This window comes from Kineococcus lubricus (assembly GCF_050871965.1).
GTDB lineage: Bacteria > Actinomycetota > Actinomycetes > Actinomycetales > Kineococcaceae > Kineococcus.
In genome coordinates this window covers 24,983-42,816 of record NZ_JBJLSK010000022.1, presented here as the reverse complement: position 1 = coordinate 42,816, position 17,834 = coordinate 24,983, and the positions used below count along the sequence as shown (strand labels likewise).

The window sequence follows — 17,834 nt, the reverse complement described above, 5'->3', positions numbered from 1 at the left end:
CGGCCCACTGTCCCCGGGCGGGCGGCCGTCCGCCCGGGGAAGGTGCTCAGTCCTTCAGACCGGCGTTGATGTCGGCGTTCATGACGTACCGCTGGAACACCAGGTAGATGACGACGAGCGGGACGATCGAGATGACCGAGGCCCCCAGCAGGACCGACCAGTTGACGTTCTGCGCCCCCACGATGCTCTGGATGCCGATCTGCAGCGTGAACTTGCCGGGGTCGTTGAGGACGATCAGCGGCCAGATGTAGTCGTTCCAGCGCCACTGGAACGAGAAGATCGCCAGCGTCACCATGATGGGCCGGGCGATCGGCAGCATGACCCGCACGAACGTCGTGAGCTCGTTCGAGCCGTCGATGCGGGCCGCCTCCAGGAGCTCGTTCGGGACCGTGGAGAAGAACTGCCGGAACATGAAGCAGCCGGTCGCGGTGATGATCGACGGGACGACGATCCCGGCCAGGTGGTTGTAGAGCCCGAGGTCGCGCACGACGAGGAACGAGGGGGACAGGATGACCTCGGTCGGCAGCATCGTCGTGGCGAGGATGCACAGGAAGAACGCCTTGAGCCACCAGTTCTGGTACTTGGCCAGCGCGTACCCGGTCATGGCGCTGGCCAGGACGGTCAGGACGGTGGTGGAGACGGCGACGACGAGCGTGTTGGTGAAGTACCGGGCGAAGTCGAAGCTCGTCCAGGCCTGCTCGTACCCGGCGAGCGTCGGGTTCTGCGGCAGCAGGGTGAGGGGGTAGGAGAACAGGTCCCCCGCCGGTTTGAACGACGACAGGACGAACCACAGCACCGGGAACCCGTACAGGACGGCCAGCAGCCACAGCAGGACGGTGGCGCCGACGGTGCGGGCGGGGGAACCGCCCTCGCGTCCGGCGGCGGCGCGGCGCAGCGCCGGTGCCTTCGGGCGCGGCAGCGAGGAGAGGGCCATCTCACGCCTCCCGGCGTCGGTTGACGAGGACTTGGAGCAGGGCGATGGCCATGAGGACGGCCATGAGCACGAAGGAGGCCGCGCTGGCGTAGCCGATCTGCCCCTGCTGGAAACCGGTCCGGAAGATGTACTGGACGAGGAGGTTGTTCTCCGTGCCCGGGCCGCCGCCGTTGAGCGACTGCAGCAGGGCGTACTCCTTCATGGCGCCCAGGCTGCCGAGGAGGATCACGATGAACGACGTCGGCGCGATGCTCGGCAGGGTGATGTAGCGGAACCGCTGCCACGGGGAGGCGCCGTCGATCGAGGCGGCCTCGTGGTAGGAGACGGGCACGTTCCGCAGGGCGGCGACGAACAGCAGCATGTTGAACGCGGTCCCGCCCCAGGCCCCGGCGATGGCGACGATGACCAGCGACAGGTCGGCGTTGGACTGCCACGGGACGGCGCTGCCGCCGAGGGAGGTGATGAGGTAGTTCACCAGCCCGAAGTTCTCCCCGAAGATCCACCGCCAGATGACCCCGGCGACGATGGGGGAGACGAGCCACGGGACGAAGAACAGCACGCGGGCGACCGCCTTGCCCTTGGCGTGCGGGCTGGTGAGCAGCACCGCCATCGTCAGCGACAGGACGTAGATCAGCGGCACCGACACGGCCGTGAAGACCACGGTGCGACCGAAGGCGGAGTAGAACGCCGCGTCCCCGAGGAGCTTCTCGTAGTTGGCCAGCCCCACCCACGGGGCCGACCCGACGCCGGTGTAGCTGGTGAACGAGTAGTACAGCCCCGTCACCGCGGGCCAGACGAAGAACAGGGCGAAGAGCACCACGTTGACGGCGACGAACAGCAGCGGGGCGAGGCGGTAGCGCGCCGCGCGGCGGCGGGTGGCGCGGCCGGTGGCCGGGCGCGGGGCCGGCGCGGGGGCGGCGGGGCCGGTCCCGACCGCGGCGGGGACCGGACCCGGGGCGCTGGGGGTCATGGAACCTCCTGGGGGTGGTCCCGGACCCGGCGGTCCCGGGTCCGGGCGGGGACGTCAGGCGATCTGCTGGTTGAGCAGTTCGACGATGTTGTCGACCGCCTGCTGCACGGTCTGCTGGCCGTTGATGGCCTTGCCCAGCTCGTCCTTGGTGGGGTCGGTCGTGATGGCCTTGCCCGCCAGGGTGAGCTTTTCACCGGCCTCGCTGCCGGAGGTGGAGATCGGGTCGGCGAGCTCGATCTCCCGCTGGTAGAGGGCGTACCCGTCCAGGGCGGCCTGGTTGGTCCCCGGGTAGGCGATGTCGAGCCCGGTCTCCACGGGCAGCCAGCCGTTCGTGGCGGCGACCTTCGCGTAGTTGGCGGGGTCGTAGAGGAACTCGACGAACTTCATCGCCGCGTCCTTGGTGTCGCCGTTGTCGAAGGCGACGACCTTGCCGCCGGTGTTGATGTCCGTCGCGTGCGTCGGCTGCGCGGGCGTGGGGACGGCGGCCCAGGTGAACTGCGAGATGCTGTCGGCGAAGTCGGCGACCTGCCAGACGCCGGAGAAGTACGCCACGACCTGACCGCTCTTGAACAGCGCGTTGGGGTCGGCGCCGGAGGTCCACACCGACTTGGGCATGACGACGTCGTCGTTGAGGTCGACGAACTCCTGCAGGGCCGTGACCGTCGCGTCGTCGACGGTGTACTCGGTGCCCTCGTCGTTCAGCTGGAAACCCTTCGCCCCGTGCCCGTAGACGAACGCGCGGATGCGGGCGGGGGAGGCGTCGTAGACGAGGTCGTACTGGGCGCCGGTGGCGGTGCGGACCTGGGCCGCGGCGGCCAGGAACTCGTCCCACGTCCAGGTGCTCGCCGGGTCGGTCGGGTACGCGACGCCGGCCTGCTGGAACAGCGAGGCGTTGACGAACAACCCGGCCGCGGTGATGTCGGAGGGGATCGTGAGGATCTTGCCGTCGTCGGTCTCCTGGTACAGCTTGTCGTCGATCCCGTTGGCCGGGTTCGTCGCGACGGCGCTGAGGTCCTGGAGCTTGTTCGTCCAGATCGGGTCCAGGGACGGTGCGCTGGCCACGTCGGGCAGCGAGTCCGCCTGGGCGGCCTGGCGCAGCTTGGTCTGGTACCCGTCGTAGGGCACGTTGACGATCTCGACGGTGGTGCCGTGCTGCGCCTCGAACGCGTCGGCGAGGTCGTAGTAGCCCTTCGCCTGCGCGTCGCTGGCCGACAGCCAGAAGGTGATCTTGTCAGCGTTCCCGCCGCCGGTGGACGAGTCCCCGCCGCAGGCGCTGAGGGTCCCGGCGGTGGCGGCCGCGGCGAGGGAGCCGAGGAGGACGGACCGCCGGCTGGTGCTGTTCTGGCTCATGGATGGACTTCCTCGTCTCCCGGTCCCCAGCCGTTCCCGCACCCGTCGTCGGGTGGCCCGAGAGGGGGCCGGCGGTCGGAACGGCACCGCCGTGCCGGCGGTTCCTGGAACGTAGGTGGAAAGGGTTTACCGGGTCAAGGGACACGACGCTGGTGCGCATGACTTCTCGTCAGGTCATGCGCACGATAACGTCACCGCCGGTGGCGCAGCGTCGTGCCCACCCGGCGCCGCGCGCCCACCCCGTCCGGAGGACCCCGTGCACCCCACCCCCACCCCCCCGTGCGACCCCGCCTGCGACCCCGCCTGCGACACCGCTTGCGACACCGCGTTCACCGCGGCCCTGGTGCGCGACCTCGACGAGGACGTCACCGGCCTGCTCGCCCCGGACGCCCCCGCGCTCAGCCCGCTGGCCCACCGCGAGACCACCTCGCGGCTCAAGGCGCTGGTCACCGCCGCCTGCCACCCCGGCTCGGTGCACCACGGCTCCGCGCTCGTGCACGCGACCGCGTCCCGGCTGGTCGGGCAGCTGCGCGCCGCCCAGACCCCCGGCGGCCTGTTCGACAGCACCAACCTGGCCTCCCCGCCGGACACCGCCTTCACCGTCAACGACCTGTGCCTGACCGCCGCGATCGCCGAGCGCGACCCCGCGCTGGCCGACGTCGCCGCGGGCCTGCGGGACGTCGCCGCGCGCGTCCTGCCCCCGCTGCTGACCGGCGGGGTCCACACCCCCAACCACCGGTGGGAGCTGGCCAGCGCGCTCGCCCGGCTGGAAGCCCTGCTGGGCCCGGACGCGGCCGTGCGCGCCCGCGTCGAGGAGTGGCTCGCCGAGGGCGTCGACCTGCAGCCGGACGGCATGTACTCCGAGCGCAGCCCCCTGTACGCCGGGGCCGTCACCAACCCCTCGCTGCTCGTCCTGGCCGACCTGCTGGACCGCCCCGAGCTGCTGGACCCGGTGCGCCGCAACCTCGAGGCGTTCCTGCCGCTGCTCGACGAGGACGGCGTCGTGGAGTCGGTGCACTCCCGGCGCCAGGACCAGCACGCCCCCGGCCACCCCGGCCGCGACCTGCTGCTGCCCTACCGCCGCCTGGCGCTCGAGGAGGGCCGGGCCGACTTCGCCGACGCGGCGCGCCTGCTGCAGGCCCACGGCGTGGACGGCCGCCGCCTGCTGCCCGAGGTGCTCGTGCGGCCCGCCCTCGGCGCGGTCCTGCCCGCCGGGCCCGGCACGGCGTGGAACGGGCGGGCCGAACTGCCCGCCTCCGGCCTGCTCGTGCACGCCAGCGGCCGCACCCGCACCGTCGTGTTCGGCGGCAGCGACCAGCCGCGGGTGGGGACGATCCGGTCCGGGACGGCCAACTCCGCCACCTTCCTGCGGCTGCGGCACGGGGCCGCGGTCCTGGAGTCGGTGCGCCTGTCGACGGCCTTCTTCGGCCTCGGCCCCTTCCGCAGCGCCACCCTGGGCCGCGCCGACGACGGGGCGGTGCTGCTGCACCAGGAGCTGCGGGCCGGGTACTACCAGCCGCTGGCGGCCGCCGACCGCGACCCGGCGGGCGCCTACCCGCTGGGCGACGAGGGCCGCTTCCACGCCGCGATGGCCTTCGACCGGCGGCGGGTGGACGCGGTCGAGCTCGTCACCGACGTCCGCGTCGACCTGCTCGACGACGGTGCCGACCTCACGGTCGGGTTCGGCGGCGCCGCGACGTCGTACGCGCTGGAGCTGACCTTCCGCCCCGGCGGCGTCCTGGAGGGCGTGGCGCCCGCCGCGGGCGGCGGGTCGGTGCCCACCGGGGCGCAGGTGCGCTACGCCGTCGGGCCGGACGAGATCGTCCTCACCCGCACCGGCGAGGGCGCCGGCGCGGCCGACCAGCCGGCCCGCTACGACGGCGGGGAGCAGTACGACTACCTGCGCGGCAGCCACGCGGCCGAGGGGGAACGGGTGTACCTGACCGGGCGGACCCCCGGCGTCCTGCGGGTGCGGCTGCGGGGGCGCGGCGGGGCCGGGTGAGGCGCGCTCGGAGGGATTCGAACCCCCAACCAACCGGGTAGAAGCCGGTCGCTCTATCCGTTGAGCTACGAGCGCCTGCGCCGGCGACGGCCGGCGCGCACACCTTAGCGAGTCGCGGGCGCGCGCACCTCCGCCGCGAGGCCCCCGGGGCGACCGGCCGGGCCCGCCACCCGGTCGGGGGGTCCAGGCCCGGCCCCCGGGTGCCGACACCTCCTGCGACCCCCGGGAGGACCACGTGAGCGCGACCCGCGCCCAGGCGCCGGCGCGCCACCTGCTGCTGCAGGCAGCCCTGCTCGTCGCCCCGATCGCCTTCGTCGTCTCGACGATCCCGGGCGTGCGCGCCCAGGAGGGGTACACCCCGCTGCTGGACGGCCTGCTCAACAACCTCGCCTACGAGGCCGCCGCCGCGATCTGCCTCGTGCGGACCCTGGCGATGCCCCGCGCCCGGCGCGCCGGGTACCTGCTGGCGGCGGGCCTGGCCGTCTACGGCGCCGGCAACGTCTTCTGGAGCCTCTTCGTCCGGCCCCTGGCGGACCAGCCGTACCCCTCCGGCGCCGACCTGTGCTTCTTCCTCTTCTACCCGGCCGCCTTCACGGCGCTGATCCTGCTGGCCCGCCACCGCGACGACCGGCACGCCGGCAGCCTGTGGCTGGACGGCGTCGTCGGGGGCCTGGCGGTCGGCGCCGTGGCCGCCGCCGCGGTCATCGGGCCCATCGTCTCCGCGTCCGGTTCCTGGGCCGCCGTCGCGACCACCTCGGCCTACCCCGCGCTGGACCTGGTCCTGCTGCTGGTGCTGGCGGCCGTGCTCTCCCTCTTCGGCTGGCGCCCGCCGCGGGGGCTGTGGCGGCTCGCCGCCGGGCTCGTCCTGTTCGTCGTCGCCGACCTGGCCTACCTGCTCGCCACGGCCACCGGCACCTACGTCTCCGGTCGCCTCACCGACGGCGTCTGGGTGGCCGGCGTGGTCCTCATGGGCTTCGCCCCCGGCGGGGCGCCCGGGCCCAGGGGGCCGCGCCTGCCCGGGTGGGCGCTGGTGTCGATCCCCCTGCTGGCCACGGTCGTGGCGCTCGGCGTGTTCGTCGTGGACCACCGGCACCCCCTGCACCCGGTGGCCGTCGTCCTGGCCGTCGCCACCGTCCTCAGCGCCCTGGCCCGCCTGCTCTTCACCTTCCGCGAGGTCACCCGGCTCGCCGGGCAGCGCGAACTGGCCCGCACCGACGACCTGACGGGCCTGGGCAACCGCCGGGCGCTGGACCGCAGCACCACCGACCTGCTCCTGGCCGCCGGTCCCGGCGCCGACGTCGCCCTGCTGCTGCTCGACCTCGACGGCTTCAAGGAGGTCAACGACAGCTTCGGGCACCAGGCCGGGGACTCCCTGCTGCGGGACGTGGCCGGGCGCCTGCGGCAGGTCGCCGACGCCCCCGGCGCCGCGGTCGTGCGCCTGGGCGGCGACGAGTTCGCCGTGGTGCTCGGCGGGGCCGCGGCGACCCGGGCCGGGGCGCTGGCCCTGGCCGGGCGGGTCCACGAGGCCCTGCGCGAGCCCTGCACCGTCGCCGGCGTGCAGGTCCACGTGCGCGCCAGCGTCGGCGTCTCGGTGCTGCCGGCGGCCTCGGCCGGCCTCGACGCCCTGCTGCGCCAGGCCGACGTCGCCATGTACCACGCCAAGGCCCACCACCTCGGCACGTTCGCCTACTCCGAGGAGGTCGACGAGTTCGGCTCGGGGGAGCGGCTGGAGACCGCCGAGCTGCTGCGCGGTGACATCGCCGCCCGCCGCATGGTCCTGCACTACCAGCCGAAGGTCGACGTGGGCACCGGCGCGGTGCACGGCGTCGAGGCCCTCGTGCGCTGGCTGCACCCCCGGCGCGGGCTGCTCTTCCCCGACGCCTTCCTGCCCGCCGTGGAGGGCGCGGGCCTGATGGAGGAGCTGACCCGGGCCGTGCTGGAGCAGGCGCTGGACCAGGCCGGCGACTGGTGGCGGGCGGGCCGGCCCCTGGCCGTCGCGGTCAACCTGTCGGCGTCGTCCCTGAGCGACGAGGAGCTGCCCGAGCGCGTCGCGGAGCTGCTGGCCGCCCGCCGGCTCCCCCCGCACCTGCTGGAGATCGAGATCACCGAGGACTTCCTCATGGTCGACCACGAGCGGGCGCGGCGGATCCTGCACCGCCTGCGCGGGCAGGGCGTGCGGGTGGCCGTGGACGACTACGGGACCGGCTACTCCTCCCTGGCCTACCTGCGCGAGCTGCCCGTCGACGACCTCAAGCTCGACAAGGCCTTCCTCACCGACCTCACGGCCGACGACCGGGCGCTGGCCATCGTGCGGTCGACGATCATGCTGGCCCACTCCCTGGGCCTGCGCCTGGTCGCCGAGGGCGTCGAGGACGAGGAGACCAACCGCGAGCTGGCCGCCGCGGGCTGCGACGTCGTGCAGGGCTGGCTGTACTCCAAGGCGCTGCCCGCCCACGAGCTGGAACGCTGGCTGGCCGGGCGGGAGCCCGCCCCGGTGCCCGCCGCCGTCCCGGCCGGGGCGGGCGGCGGGCGCGCTTCCCGCCGCGGGGCGGTGCTCGACTAGCCTGGGGCCGTGGCGGAATTCATCTACGTGATGTCCAAGGCTCGCAAGGCGCACGGGGACAAGGTCATCCTCGACGACGTCTCCATGTCGTTCTACCCCGGGGCGAAGATCGGCGTCGTGGGCCCCAACGGCGCGGGGAAGTCCAGCGTCCTGAAGATCATGGCGGGGCTGGACCAGCCCTCCAACGGCGAGGCCCGCCTCTCGCCGGGGTACAGCGTCGGCATCCTCATGCAGGAACCGGCCCTGGACGAGACCAAGACGGTCCTGCAGAACGTCCAGGACGGCCTGGGCGACCTCAAGGTCAAGATGGACCGCTACAACGAGATCACCGGCCTGTTCGAGGACCCCGACGCCGACTTCGACGCCCTCATGGCCGAGATGGGCCAGCTGCAGGAGGAGCTCGACCACGCCAACGCGTGGGACATGGACTCCCAGCTGGAGCAGGCCATGGACGCGCTGCGCTGCCCGCCCGGCGACGCCGACGTCTCGGTCCTGTCCGGTGGCGAGAAGCGCCGCGTCGCGCTGTGCAAGCTGCTGCTGGAGCAGCCCGACCTGCTGCTGCTCGACGAGCCCACCAACCACCTCGACGCCGAGTCGGTGACGTGGCTGGAGCAGCACCTGGCGAAGTACCCCGGCGCCGTCCTGGCCGTCACCCACGACCGGTACTTCCTCGACAACGTCGCGCAGTGGATCCTCGAGCTCGACCGCGGCCGCGCCTACCCCTACGAGGGCAACTACTCCACGTACCTGGAGAAGAAGGCCGCCCGCATGGAGGTCCAGGGCAAGAAGGACGCCAAGCTCGCCAAGCGCCTCAAGGACGAGCTGGAGTGGGTCCGGTCCAACGCCAAGGGCCGCCAGACCAAGTCCAAGGCGCGCCTGAACCGCTACGAGGAGATGGCCGCCGAGGCCGAGCGGACCCGCAAGCTCGACTTCGAGGAGATCCAGATCCCGGCCGGGCCGCGGCTGGGGTCGGTGGTGATCGAGGCGAAGGGCCTCAAGAAGTCCTTCGGGGACCGCACCCTCATCGACGGCCTGTCGTTCTCCCTGCCGCGCAACGGCATCGTCGGCGTCATCGGCCCCAACGGCGTCGGCAAGACCACCTTGTTCAAGACCATCGTCGGCATCGAGCCGCTCGACGGCGGCGACCTGAAGATCGGCGAGACGGTCAAGCTGTCCTACGTCGACCAGTCCCGCGGCGGCCTCGACGGCTCCAAGACGCTGTGGGAGGTCGTCTCCGACGGCCTGGACTTCATCCAGGTCGGCAGCCAGGAGATGCCCTCGCGCGCCTACGTCTCGGCGTTCGGGTTCAAGGGCCCGGACCAGCAGAAGCCCGCCGGCGTCCTGTCCGGCGGGGAGCGCAACCGGCTGAACCTCGCGCTGACCCTCAAGGAGGGCGGCAACGTCCTGCTGCTGGACGAACCGACCAACGACCTCGACGTCGAGACCCTCGGCTCGCTGGAGAACGCGCTGCTGGAGTTCCCCGGCTGCGCCGTCGTCGTCAGCCACGACCGGTGGTTCCTCGACCGCGTCGCGACGCACATCCTCGCCTACGAGGGCACCGAGGAGAACCCGGCGAACTGGTACTGGTTCGAGGGCAACTTCGCCGGCTACGAGGAGAACAAGGTCGCCCGCCTGGGCCCGGACGCCGCCCGCCCGCACCGGGTGACGTACCGCAAGCTCACCCGCGACTGACCGGGACCCCCGCCGCGCCCGCCGCGTCGTCGCCCACCGGCGGCGGCGCGGCGGCCGGCACCACCCGGTCCCGGCCGGCCGTCTTCGCCAGGTAGAGGGCGGTGTCGGCGCGGGCGAACAGCTCCGCGGGGCTCTCCAGCCCCGACCACAGCGCCACCCCGGCCGAGAACGTCTGCCCCGCCGGGGTCAGGGTGCGCAGCCCGTCGGCGACCGCCGTCGCCGACGCCAGGTCGTGGCCCAGCAGCAGCAGCACGAACTCCTCACCGCCCCAGCGGCCCAGCATCGCCGCCCGGCCCGGCCCGGTCCCGGCGTGCGCGGTGGCCAGACCCTCCCGCCACGCCGCGGCCGACTGCACGAGCAGGCGGTCCCCGGCCTGGTGGCCGAAGGTGTCGTTGAACGACTTGAAGCGGTCCAGGTCCAGCACCGCCACGCACAGCGCCGTCCCCTCGGCGCGGGCGCGGGTCTGCATCCGCTCCAGCTCCGCGTCGCTGGTGCGCCGGTTCGGCAACCCCGTCAGCGCGTCGGTGCGCGCCAGGTCCGCCAGCCGCGACGCCTGCTGCTCCAGGTGCCGCAGCAGCCCCGACATGCGCAGCACCACCAGCAGGAACAGCACGACCGACGCCAGGCCGACCGCCCACGCCTCCAGCCGCCAGTGGAAGGCCAGCTGCAGCAGCAGCGTCCCGGGCGCCACCAGGCTGGCCAGCGTCAGCGCCGCCAGCCGGCGGCGGGTGAAGCGGGTGTCCCCGTCGCCGTGGCCGGGGTCGGTCAGCCCGCGCATCGACGGGTGCAGCGCGGCCGCGGCGAAGGCGACGTACCCCAGCAGCCAGGGCAGCGAGATGATGCCGCCGGAGTACCCGGTCGTCATGAGGACGTACTGGTAGGCGCAGTCGGCGACCAGCAGCAGCGCGTTGGCCGCCACCAGCCAGCTGAAGGCGGCCGTGCGGGCCCCGGTGGTGGTCAGCAGCCGCACCAGCAGGGCCAGCAGCAGCACGTCGCCCAGCGGGTAGGCCGCGGCCAGGACCCGCGCCACCGTCGACTCCCCGGCCGACTCCAGCCCCGGGCGCATCAGCAGCACCCAGCTGACGAGGACGAAGCCGACGGTGAAGATGAGGGAGTCGATGACGCCCTCGCGGTCGCCCTCCCCGCGCCGGGCGCGCACGAACAGCCAGAAGCCCGAGGCGATGAGGACGTAGCTGGCCAGGTACAGCGCGTCGGCGGGGGAGGGGAACGGGGAGACGCCGAGCACCCACGTGTAGACGGCCCACAGCAGATCGGCGCACGCCCACACGGCGATGCCCGCCGTCGTCAGCCACCACGCGGCCGCCGCCCGGGGGCGGTGGCGGCGCACGCCGACGGCCATGAGGGCCGCGCAGCCGAAGCTGATGGTCGTGTACAGGACGTCGCGCACCGGGCCGACCGGCAGCAGCGTGCACAGCACCGCCAGCGTCGTGCCGACGATCAGGTGCAGGCGCAGGAGCGTCCCGCCGCGCGAGGTGTTCACGGGTGGACGATCGGCGCGGGGTGGGCCGCGGCTGAGACCGTCCCACCCGTTCGGCGGGTCGGTCAGGGCAGCCGCAGCATGCCCTCCTGCGCGACGGTCGCCACCAGCCGCCGCTGCCGGTCGTACATGCGGCCGGTCGACAGCCCCCGCGCCCCCGAGGCGCTGGGGCTCTGCGTGACGTACAGGACCCACTCGTCGGCGCGCGCCGGCCGGTGCCACCACATCGCGTGGTCCAGGCTCGCCACGCTCATCCCCGGCGTCGCCCACGCCAGCCCGTGCCGGCGCAGCACCGGCTCCAGGACGCTCAGGTCGCTGGCGTAGGCCAGGGCGCCGCGGTGCAGCAGGTCCGGCCCGGGCAGCGGGGCGTCGAGGCGGAACCACACCGACTGCCCCGCCCGCCGCTGGGGATCGGCGGCGGCGTACAGGGCGGGCTCGACGTGGCGCACGTCGACGTGGCGGCCGCGGCCGATCCGCGCGGCCATCGGGTGGTCGAGGGCGTCGAGCAGCTCGTAGTCGCTGGGCAGGTCCTCCGGGTCGGGGACCTCGGGGGCCGGTTCGTGGTGCTCCAGCCCCTCGGCGGCGGTCTGGAAGGAGGCGATCCCGGACAGGATCGGCACCCCCGCCTGCGTCGCCTGGACGCGCCGGGCCGAGAAGGAGCGCCCGTCGCGCAGGCGCTCCACCGTGAAGGCCACGGGGACGTCGGGGTCGCCCGGGCGCAGGAAGTAGGCGTGCAGCGAGTGCAGCGCGCGGTCCTCGGGGACGGTGCGCCCGGCGGCGACCGCGACCTGCCCGAGCACCTGGCCGCCGAACAGCCGCGGCCGCCAGTGCGGCAGGTTCGGGCCCCCGAACACGTCCACGGCGTCCTCGGCGGGTCGCACGTCGAGCACGGGCAGCAGGGGCGAGGCGGTCATCCGGGCACGCTACCGCCGGGCCGCGCGACGGTCGCCGCAGTACGGTCGGCGCGTGCTCGCCGCCCGCGCCGTCCGCGCCGCCCCCGACGACCCGCTGTCCGCGCTGGAGGTCGCCGACGCGCCCGCCGCGCCGCCGCCGGAGGGCTGGGTGCGGGTCACCGTGGGGGCCGCCGCCCTGAACCGGCACGACCTGTGGAGCCTGCGCGGGGTGGGGCTGCCCGCCGACCGGCTGCCCATGGTGCTGGGCTGCGACGCCGCGGGCACCACCGACGACGGCCGCGAGGTCGTCGTGCACGCCGTGGTGTCCGACGACGACTTCCGCGGCGACGAGACCCTCGACCCGGCCCGCTCGCTGCTGTCGGAGGAGCACCCGGGGACCCTCGCCGAGCACGTGTGGGTGCCGCGCCGCAACGTCCTGCCCCGGCCCGCGGGCTGGAGCGTGGAGCGGGCCGCGTCGCTGGGGACGGCCTGGCTGACGGCCTACCGGATGCTGTTCACCCAGGCGAGGGCCGTGCCCGGCCAGACCGTCCTCGTCCAGGGCGCCGCCGGCGGGGTGTCGAACGCCCTCGTCGTCCTGGGGTCGGCGGCGGGGCTGCGGGTCTGGGTCGCCGGCCGCTCGCCCGAGCGGCTCGCCCGGGCCCGCGCGTGGGGGGCGGCGGCGACGTTCGGCAGCGGGGAACGGCTGCCCGCCCGCGTCGACGCCGTGTTCGAGACCGTCGGGCAGGCCACCTGGAAGCACTCGGTGCAGTCGCTCAGGCCCGGCGGCTGCGTCGTCGTGGCCGGGGCGACGACCGGCGGCGACCCGCCCGCGATGCTGCAGAACGTCTTCTTCCGGCAGTTGCGGGTCCTGGGTTCGACCATGGGCACGCGCGAGGAGTTCGAGCGGCTGCTGCAGTTCTGCGACACCGCGGGGCTGGAACCGGAGATCGACTCCGTGCACGCGCTGGCCGATGCGCGGGACGCGTTCGCGCGGCTGGAGTCCGGCGAGGCCGTCGGCAAGGTGCTGGTGCGTCCCTGACCCGGGGCCGGACCCGGTTCATCGCCGCCACGTCCTCCCGGCGAGCCCGGTGCCCGAGGGACGTGGCGGCGATGGTTTCGAGCATGGTCCCGGTGCGGTCCCCGCACAACGGATCACAGGGGTGAAGATCGGTCGTTCTTCACGTACGGTGAACCCCATGGCTCCGCTGCGCGTCGCTGCGCTCGAACCGCTGACCGACCCGGCGCTCGCCGCGCCCGCGCCGGAGACCGGGCTGGACGCCCTCACCGTCGGCCGGCGCATCCGCCACCACCGCCAGGCCAAGGGCTGGACCCTGGCCCGCCTCGGCGAGGAGGTCGGCGCGGCCCAGAGCCAGCTGTCGCAGGTCGAGAACGGCAAGCGCGAACCCCGGCTCTCCCTGATCACCGCCGTCGCCAAGGCCCTGGGCGTCCCCCCGTCGGACCTGCTCGACCCCGCGCCGCCGCCGAGCCGGCGCGCCGCGCTGGAGATCGAGCTGGACCACGCCCAGCGCTCCACCCTGGCCCGCTCGCTGGGGCTCACCGAGGTGCGCTCGAGCCGGAAGCTGCCGACCGACGCCCTCGAGGCGCTGGTGCAGCTGCACCGCGAACTGGCCCGGCGGCACGACGCGTCGAACGCGACGCCCGAGGAGGCCCGCCGCGCCAACACCGAGATCCGGCTGCTCATGCGGGCCTCGGACAACCACCTGCCCGAGATCGAGGAGGTCGCCGAGGACCTCGTGCGCTCGGCCGGGTACACCGTCGGGGCGCTGACCCACCGGCAGGTCGCCCGGATGGCCGGGGACCTGGGGTTCACCCTCATCCACGTCGACGACCTGCCGCACTCCACGCGCACCGTCACCGACCTCGCCAACGGCCGCATCTACCTGCCGCCGGCCTCCATCCCCGGCGGGCACGGGCTGCGGTCGATGGCGCTGCAGGCCATCGCGCACCGCGTCCTGGGGCACGAGCGGCCCGCCAGCTACACCCAGTTCCTGCGGCAGCGGCTGGAGATCAACTACTTCGCGGCGTGCTGCCTGCTGCCGCGCAGCGCGGCCGTGGAGTTCCTGTCGGCGGCCAAGGCCGACAAGGACCTGGCCGTGGAGGACTTCCGGGACGCGTTCGGCGTGACCCACGAGGCCGCCGCGCACCGGCTCACGAACCTGCTGACCTCCCACCTCGGCATCCCGGTGCACTTCCTGCGCGTCGGCGACGACGGGGCGCTGTACCGCGGGTACGAAAACGACGGCGTCCCGTTCCCGGAGGACTCCTCGGGCGCGATCGAGGGGCAGCCGGTCTGCCGGAAGTGGACGGCCCGCACGGTGTTCGACGTCCGCAACCGCACCACCGAGAACTACCAGTACACCGACACCCCGGCCGGCACGTTCTGGTGCTCGAGCCAGACCGGCATGAGCAACGACGGGGGTTTCTCGATCACCGTCGGCGTCCCGTACGCGCACGCGAAGTGGTTCCGCGGCCGCGACACCCGGGTCCGCACCGTCAGCACCTGCCCGGAGGCGGCCTGCTGCCGCCGCCCGCCGAGCAGCATGGTCGAGCGGTGGGCGGACGCGGCCTGGCCCAGCGCGCGCCTGCACGCCCAGACCCTCGCCCCGCTGCCCTCGGGCCGGTTCCCCGGGGTCGACGACCTGGAGGTCTACTCGTTCCTGTCCTCCCACGCCCCCCGGCAGCCCGAGGCCTGACGCCTCCCCACCGCCCCTCGAGGACCCCCGCGATCAAGGACACCCGCCCCGCGATCAAGGACACACGTGTCCTTGATCGCGGGGCGGGTGTCCTTGATCGCGGAGGGGGTGGGGTGGGGCCGCTCAGGCGAAGCGCACGACGTCCTCGTGCGGCAGCCGGGGCAGCCGCGGGCGGAAGGCGTCGGGGCCGGGGTGGCCGATGTTCACGACGAGGCTGGAGCGCCAGCTCGTGCCGGCGAAGAACTCAGCGTCCACGCCCGCCTTGTCGAAACCGGCCATGGGGCCGGCGGCCAGGCCGAGCGCGCGCACGGCGAGGATGAAGTACCCGGCCTGCAGGGCGCCGCTGTAGGCGCCCATCTCGCCGCGGGCGGCGGCGTTCTCCTCCAGCCAGCCCTGGCGGGGGACCATGAAGGGCGCGACGGTCGGGATGGCGTCGTGGAACCGGTCGTCGACGGCGAGGACGGCGATCGCCGGGGCGCTCGCGGCGCGGTCGCGGTTGGTGTCGGCCAGCAGCGGGACGAGCCGGGCCTTGGCCTCGGGGGTGCGGACGAACAGGACGCGCAGCGGCTGCAGGTTGGCGCCGGTGGGGGCCCAGCGGGCCAGTTCCCAGATCCGGGTGAGCTCCTCGTCGCCGACCGGGGTGTCGGCGAAGGTGTTGGCCGTGTGGGCGCCGGTGAACAGGGCGGCGAGGGTGGCCTCGTCGAGCCGGCGGGGGTCCTGGGTGAGCGTGGTCATCTGCGGTGCTCCTCATACTAGCCTGGACGGTGTTGCTTCGAAAAACAGAGTAGCACCGGAGGTTGAAGAGTCAAGGAGTAGGGTGGGGGGATGACGGACCCGCAGGTGGTGCACGACCCGCGCGCGTGCGACGGCGCGCTCGCCCGGGCCTTCGGGTTCCTCGGCAAGCGGTGGAACGGCATCCTCCTCGCCACCCTGACCCACGGCCCCGCCGGGTTCTCCGACCTGCGGCGCACCGTGGCCGGCATCAGCGACTCGGTGCTCGCCGACCGGCTGGCCGAGCTGTGCCGGGCCGGTCTGGTCTCCCGCACCGTCCACCCCGGGCCACCGGTGTCGGTCGTCTACGAGCTCACCGCCTCCGGCACCGCCCTGGCCCCCGCGCTGCAGGAGCTGACGCGCTGGGCCCAGCAGAACCTGCCCGCCGAGCGCTGCGCGGGCCAGGACGGGTGAGTCAGTCCTCGAACGTGTTCAGCATGCTGTGCGCGGCCCGCTCCAGGTAGTCCCACAGGACCCCCTCCTGCGCCGGCGGCAGGCCGAGGGAGTCCACGGCCACCCGCATGTGGCCCAGCCAGCGGTCGCGCGCGTCCGGGTTGACCTTGAACGACGCGTGCCGCATCCGCAGCCGCGGGTGCCCGCGCTCGGCCGAGTACGTCGTCGGCCCGCCCCAGTACTGCTCCAGGAACATCAGCATCCGGCGCTCGGCCGGGCCCAGGTCGGCCTCGGGGTACATGGGCCGCAGCACCTCGTCGGCCGCGACCCCCTCGTAGAACCTCGCGACGAGCGCGACGAACGTCTCGTGCCCGCCGACCTCGTCGTAGAACGTCCGCGTCGCCCCGTCCGGACCGGCCGGGGTGCGGCCGAGGAGGTTCTGCGGGCGGACGAACGGCAGGTCGGGGCTCACCCCACCAGTGTCGCCCCCTCGCGTGCCTCCTCCGCGCCGGGGGCGGCCTCGGCCGGGCTCACCCGCCCCTCACCGCGGGCCGCCGCCTCGGCCGCCCCCTTCACGTTCTCCTGCATCCCGCCGAACACGACCCCGTGGAACGGGCTGATCGCCGCCCAGTACGCCTGCCCCGCCAGACCTCGGGGGTGGAACAGGGCGCGCTGGTGGAACAGCGTGCGGCCCACCGGGTCCGTCTCGACCCTCAGGTCCAGCCAGGCCAGGCCCGGCAGCTTCATCTCCGCGCGCAACCGCAGCAGCCGGCCCGGCTGACGCTCCTCGACCCGCCACCAGTCCACGACGTCCCCGACCATCAGGTGCCGCGGGTCGCGCCGGCCGCGGCGCAGACCGGGCCCGCCGGAGAACCGGTCCATCACCCCCCGCACCGTCCACGCCGTCGGCCACGAGTACCAGCCCTGCTCCCCGCCGATGCCCTCCAGCACCCGCCACAGCACGTCCGCGGGAGCGTCCACCACGGTCGTGCGGTCGTCGACGTACAGGTTGCCGCCCGCCCAGTCCGGGTCGCTGGGCAGCGGGTCGCTCGGGGCGCCGGGCACCGACGCCGAGCTCCACCGCGTCGCGACGTTCGCCTCCTGGATGCGCTGCAGCGCCAGCTGCACCGCCCGCCGGAACGGGATCAGGCCGCCGGGCGGGTCCGGCACGTACCGCGCCACGTCGTGCTCCTTGCACACGACCTCGTGCACCAGGCTCTCCACCAGCGGCCGCGCGATCGACCCCGGCACCGGCGTGACCGCCCCGACCCAGTGGCTGGACAGCTGCGGGGACATGACCTTCACCGGCAGCACCCGCCGCCGGGGCAGCCCGGCGACCTCGGCGTACCCGCGCATCATGTCCAGGTACGTCATGACGTCCGGGCCGCCGATGTCGAAGGTGCGGTTCACCTCCGGCGGCATCGAGGCCGACCCCACGAGGTAGCGCAGCACGTCGCGGACCGCGATGGGCTGGATCCGGTTGCTCACCCACGCCGGGCAGACCATCACCGGCAGCCGCTCGGTGAGGTACCTCATCATCTCGAAGCTCGCCGAGCCCGACCCGATGATGACCGCGGCCTGCAGCACCGTCGCGGGCACGGGGGCGTCCAGCAGGATCTCGCCCACCTCCCGGCGCGACTCCAGGTGCGTCGACAGGTCCTCGCCCTCGGGGTGCAGCCCGCCCAGGTACACGATCCGCTGCACGTCCTCCTCGGCCGCGGCCCGCGCGAACGTCCGCGCCGTGCGGCGGTCCCGGGCCGGGAACGCCCCGCCGGCGCTCATCGCGTGGATCAGGTAGTAGGCGACGTCGACCCCGGCCAGCGCCGCGCGCACCTGCCCGGCGTCGGAGGCGTCGGCCTGCACGACCTCCACGTCCCCGATCCACGGCCGGTCGCGCAGCGCCTCCGGGCGCCGGGCCAGGGCCCGCACCCGGAACCCCGCCTCCAGCAGCTCGGGGACCAGCCGGCCGCCGATGTACCCGGTGACCCCCGTCACCAGCGCCAGCCGACCGTCCCCCGCAGCGATGTCGCTCATGGCCCCCAGTCTCGGAGCGG

Annotated in this window: 13 protein-coding genes, 1 tRNA gene and 2 pseudogenes; 6 read left to right on the top strand and 10 right to left on the bottom strand. The window is 74.0% G+C overall.

The annotated features are described in order from the left end of the window. Positions 1–46: 46 nt before the first annotated feature. The 3 genes from ACRYRX_RS16605 to ACRYRX_RS16595 are packed head-to-tail and all read right to left on the bottom strand — an operon-like array spanning position 47 to position 3,254. Positions 47–934: a carbohydrate ABC transporter permease gene (locus ACRYRX_RS16605; protein ID WP_432513503.1), complete on the bottom strand. Its 888-nt coding sequence runs from the start codon at positions 932–934 to the stop codon at positions 47–49. 1 nt (position 935) lies between these two features. Further along, entirely contained in the window at positions 936–1,904 is a 969-nt protein-coding gene (locus tag ACRYRX_RS16600; RefSeq protein ID WP_432513501.1) for a carbohydrate ABC transporter permease, read from the bottom strand. Between the two features lie 54 nt (positions 1,905–1,958). Continuing rightward, a complete protein-coding gene (locus ACRYRX_RS16595) occupies positions 1,959–3,254 on the bottom strand; it encodes an extracellular solute-binding protein (RefSeq protein ID WP_432513500.1) in 1,296 nt (431 codons plus the stop codon). 256 nt (positions 3,255–3,510) lie between these two features. Between ACRYRX_RS16595 and ACRYRX_RS16590 the strand changes: the two genes are divergently transcribed. After that, positions 3,511–5,256, top strand: coding sequence for a hypothetical protein (locus ACRYRX_RS16590; protein WP_432513498.1), 1,746 nt, complete (start codon positions 3,511–3,513; stop codon positions 5,254–5,256). A 2-nt stretch (positions 5,257–5,258) separates the two neighbouring features. Here ACRYRX_RS16590 and ACRYRX_RS16585 read toward each other — a convergent pair. Further along, positions 5,259–5,331: transfer RNA gene (locus ACRYRX_RS16585), tRNA-Arg, on the bottom strand. 160 nt (positions 5,332–5,491) lie between these two features. On the opposite strand from ACRYRX_RS16585, the gene ACRYRX_RS16580 reads away from it, so the two are divergent. Together ACRYRX_RS16580 and ettA are read left to right on the top strand one after the other, a co-directional pair. Next, complete coding sequence (locus ACRYRX_RS16580; RefSeq protein ID WP_432513497.1) at positions 5,492–7,819, top strand: putative bifunctional diguanylate cyclase/phosphodiesterase; 2,328 nt, start codon at positions 5,492–5,494, stop codon at positions 7,817–7,819. Between the two features lie 9 nt (positions 7,820–7,828). Then, positions 7,829–9,511: an energy-dependent translational throttle protein EttA gene (ettA, locus tag ACRYRX_RS16575; RefSeq protein WP_432513495.1), complete on the top strand. Its 1,683-nt coding sequence runs from the start codon at positions 7,829–7,831 to the stop codon at positions 9,509–9,511. Here the strand turns inward: ettA and ACRYRX_RS16570 are convergent. Both ACRYRX_RS16570 and ACRYRX_RS16565 read right to left on the bottom strand, forming a co-directional pair. After that, a complete protein-coding gene (locus ACRYRX_RS16570; protein WP_432513493.1) occupies positions 9,498–11,012 on the bottom strand; it encodes a GGDEF domain-containing protein in 1,515 nt (504 codons plus the stop codon). The genes ettA and ACRYRX_RS16570 overlap by 14 nt on opposite strands. A 62-nt stretch (positions 11,013–11,074) precedes the next feature. Beyond that, complete coding sequence (locus tag ACRYRX_RS16565) at positions 11,075–11,923, bottom strand: acyl-CoA thioesterase (protein ID WP_432513491.1); 849 nt, start codon at positions 11,921–11,923, stop codon at positions 11,075–11,077. A gap of 52 nt (positions 11,924–11,975) precedes the next feature. Here ACRYRX_RS16565 and ACRYRX_RS16560 point away from each other — a divergent pair, with 52 nt between their 5' ends. Next, the gene (locus ACRYRX_RS16560) at positions 11,976–12,941 is read left to right on the top strand and encodes a zinc-binding dehydrogenase (RefSeq protein ID WP_432513488.1); all 966 of its coding nucleotides are present in this window, start codon (positions 11,976–11,978) and stop codon (positions 12,939–12,941) included. A 157-nt stretch (positions 12,942–13,098) separates the two neighbouring features. After that, positions 13,099–14,616, top strand: a complete 1,518-nt coding sequence (locus tag ACRYRX_RS16555; protein ID WP_432513486.1) for a helix-turn-helix domain-containing protein — start codon at positions 13,099–13,101, stop codon at positions 14,614–14,616. 123 nt (positions 14,617–14,739) lie between these two features. Here ACRYRX_RS16555 and ACRYRX_RS16550 read toward each other — a convergent pair whose 3' ends face one another. Beyond that, positions 14,740–15,351, bottom strand: coding sequence for a malonic semialdehyde reductase (locus tag ACRYRX_RS16550; protein WP_432513484.1), 612 nt, complete (start codon positions 15,349–15,351; stop codon positions 14,740–14,742). A gap of 90 nt (positions 15,352–15,441) precedes the next feature. On the opposite strand from ACRYRX_RS16550, the gene ACRYRX_RS16545 reads away from it, so the two are divergent. Continuing rightward, entirely contained in the window at positions 15,442–15,801 is a 360-nt protein-coding gene (locus tag ACRYRX_RS16545) for a winged helix-turn-helix transcriptional regulator (protein ID WP_432513482.1), read from the top strand. 1 nt (position 15,802) lies between these two features. Here ACRYRX_RS16545 and ACRYRX_RS16540 read toward each other — a convergent pair whose 3' ends face one another. The 3 genes and pseudogenes from ACRYRX_RS16540 to ACRYRX_RS16530 all read right to left on the bottom strand — a co-directional run. Beyond that, the gene (locus ACRYRX_RS16540; RefSeq protein WP_432513480.1) at positions 15,803–16,252 is read right to left on the bottom strand and encodes a globin; all 450 of its coding nucleotides are present in this window, start codon (positions 16,250–16,252) and stop codon (positions 15,803–15,805) included. Then, positions 16,249–16,743 (bottom strand): annotated as a pseudogene (locus ACRYRX_RS16535) (DUF2867 domain-containing protein); the annotation flags it as partial. The gene ACRYRX_RS16540 and the pseudogene ACRYRX_RS16535, both read right to left, overlap by 4 nt. 759 nt (positions 16,744–17,502) lie before the next feature. Next, positions 17,503–17,814, bottom strand: a pseudogene (locus ACRYRX_RS16530) (NAD(P)H-binding protein); the annotation flags it as partial. Between the last annotated feature and the right edge of the window lie 20 nt (positions 17,815–17,834).

Coding starts and splice junctions, on each gene's coding strand:
- ACRYRX_RS16605 (WP_432513503.1), bottom strand. CDS start 934: ATGGCCCTCTCCTCGCTGCCGCGCCCGAAGGCACCGGCGCTGCGCCGC.
- ACRYRX_RS16600 (WP_432513501.1), bottom strand. CDS start 1,904: ATGACCCCCAGCGCCCCGGGTCCGGTCCCCGCCGCGGTCGGGACCGGC.
- ACRYRX_RS16595 (WP_432513500.1), bottom strand. CDS start 3,254: ATGAGCCAGAACAGCACCAGCCGGCGGTCCGTCCTCCTCGGCTCCCTC.
- ACRYRX_RS16565 (WP_432513491.1), bottom strand. CDS start 11,923: ATGACCGCCTCGCCCCTGCTGCCCGTGCTCGACGTGCGACCCGCCGAG.
- ACRYRX_RS16555 (WP_432513486.1), top strand. CDS start 13,099: ATGGCTCCGCTGCGCGTCGCTGCGCTCGAACCGCTGACCGACCCGGCG.
- ACRYRX_RS16550 (WP_432513484.1), bottom strand. CDS start 15,351: ATGACCACGCTCACCCAGGACCCCCGCCGGCTCGACGAGGCCACCCTC.
- ACRYRX_RS16545 (WP_432513482.1), top strand. CDS start 15,442: ATGACGGACCCGCAGGTGGTGCACGACCCGCGCGCGTGCGACGGCGCG.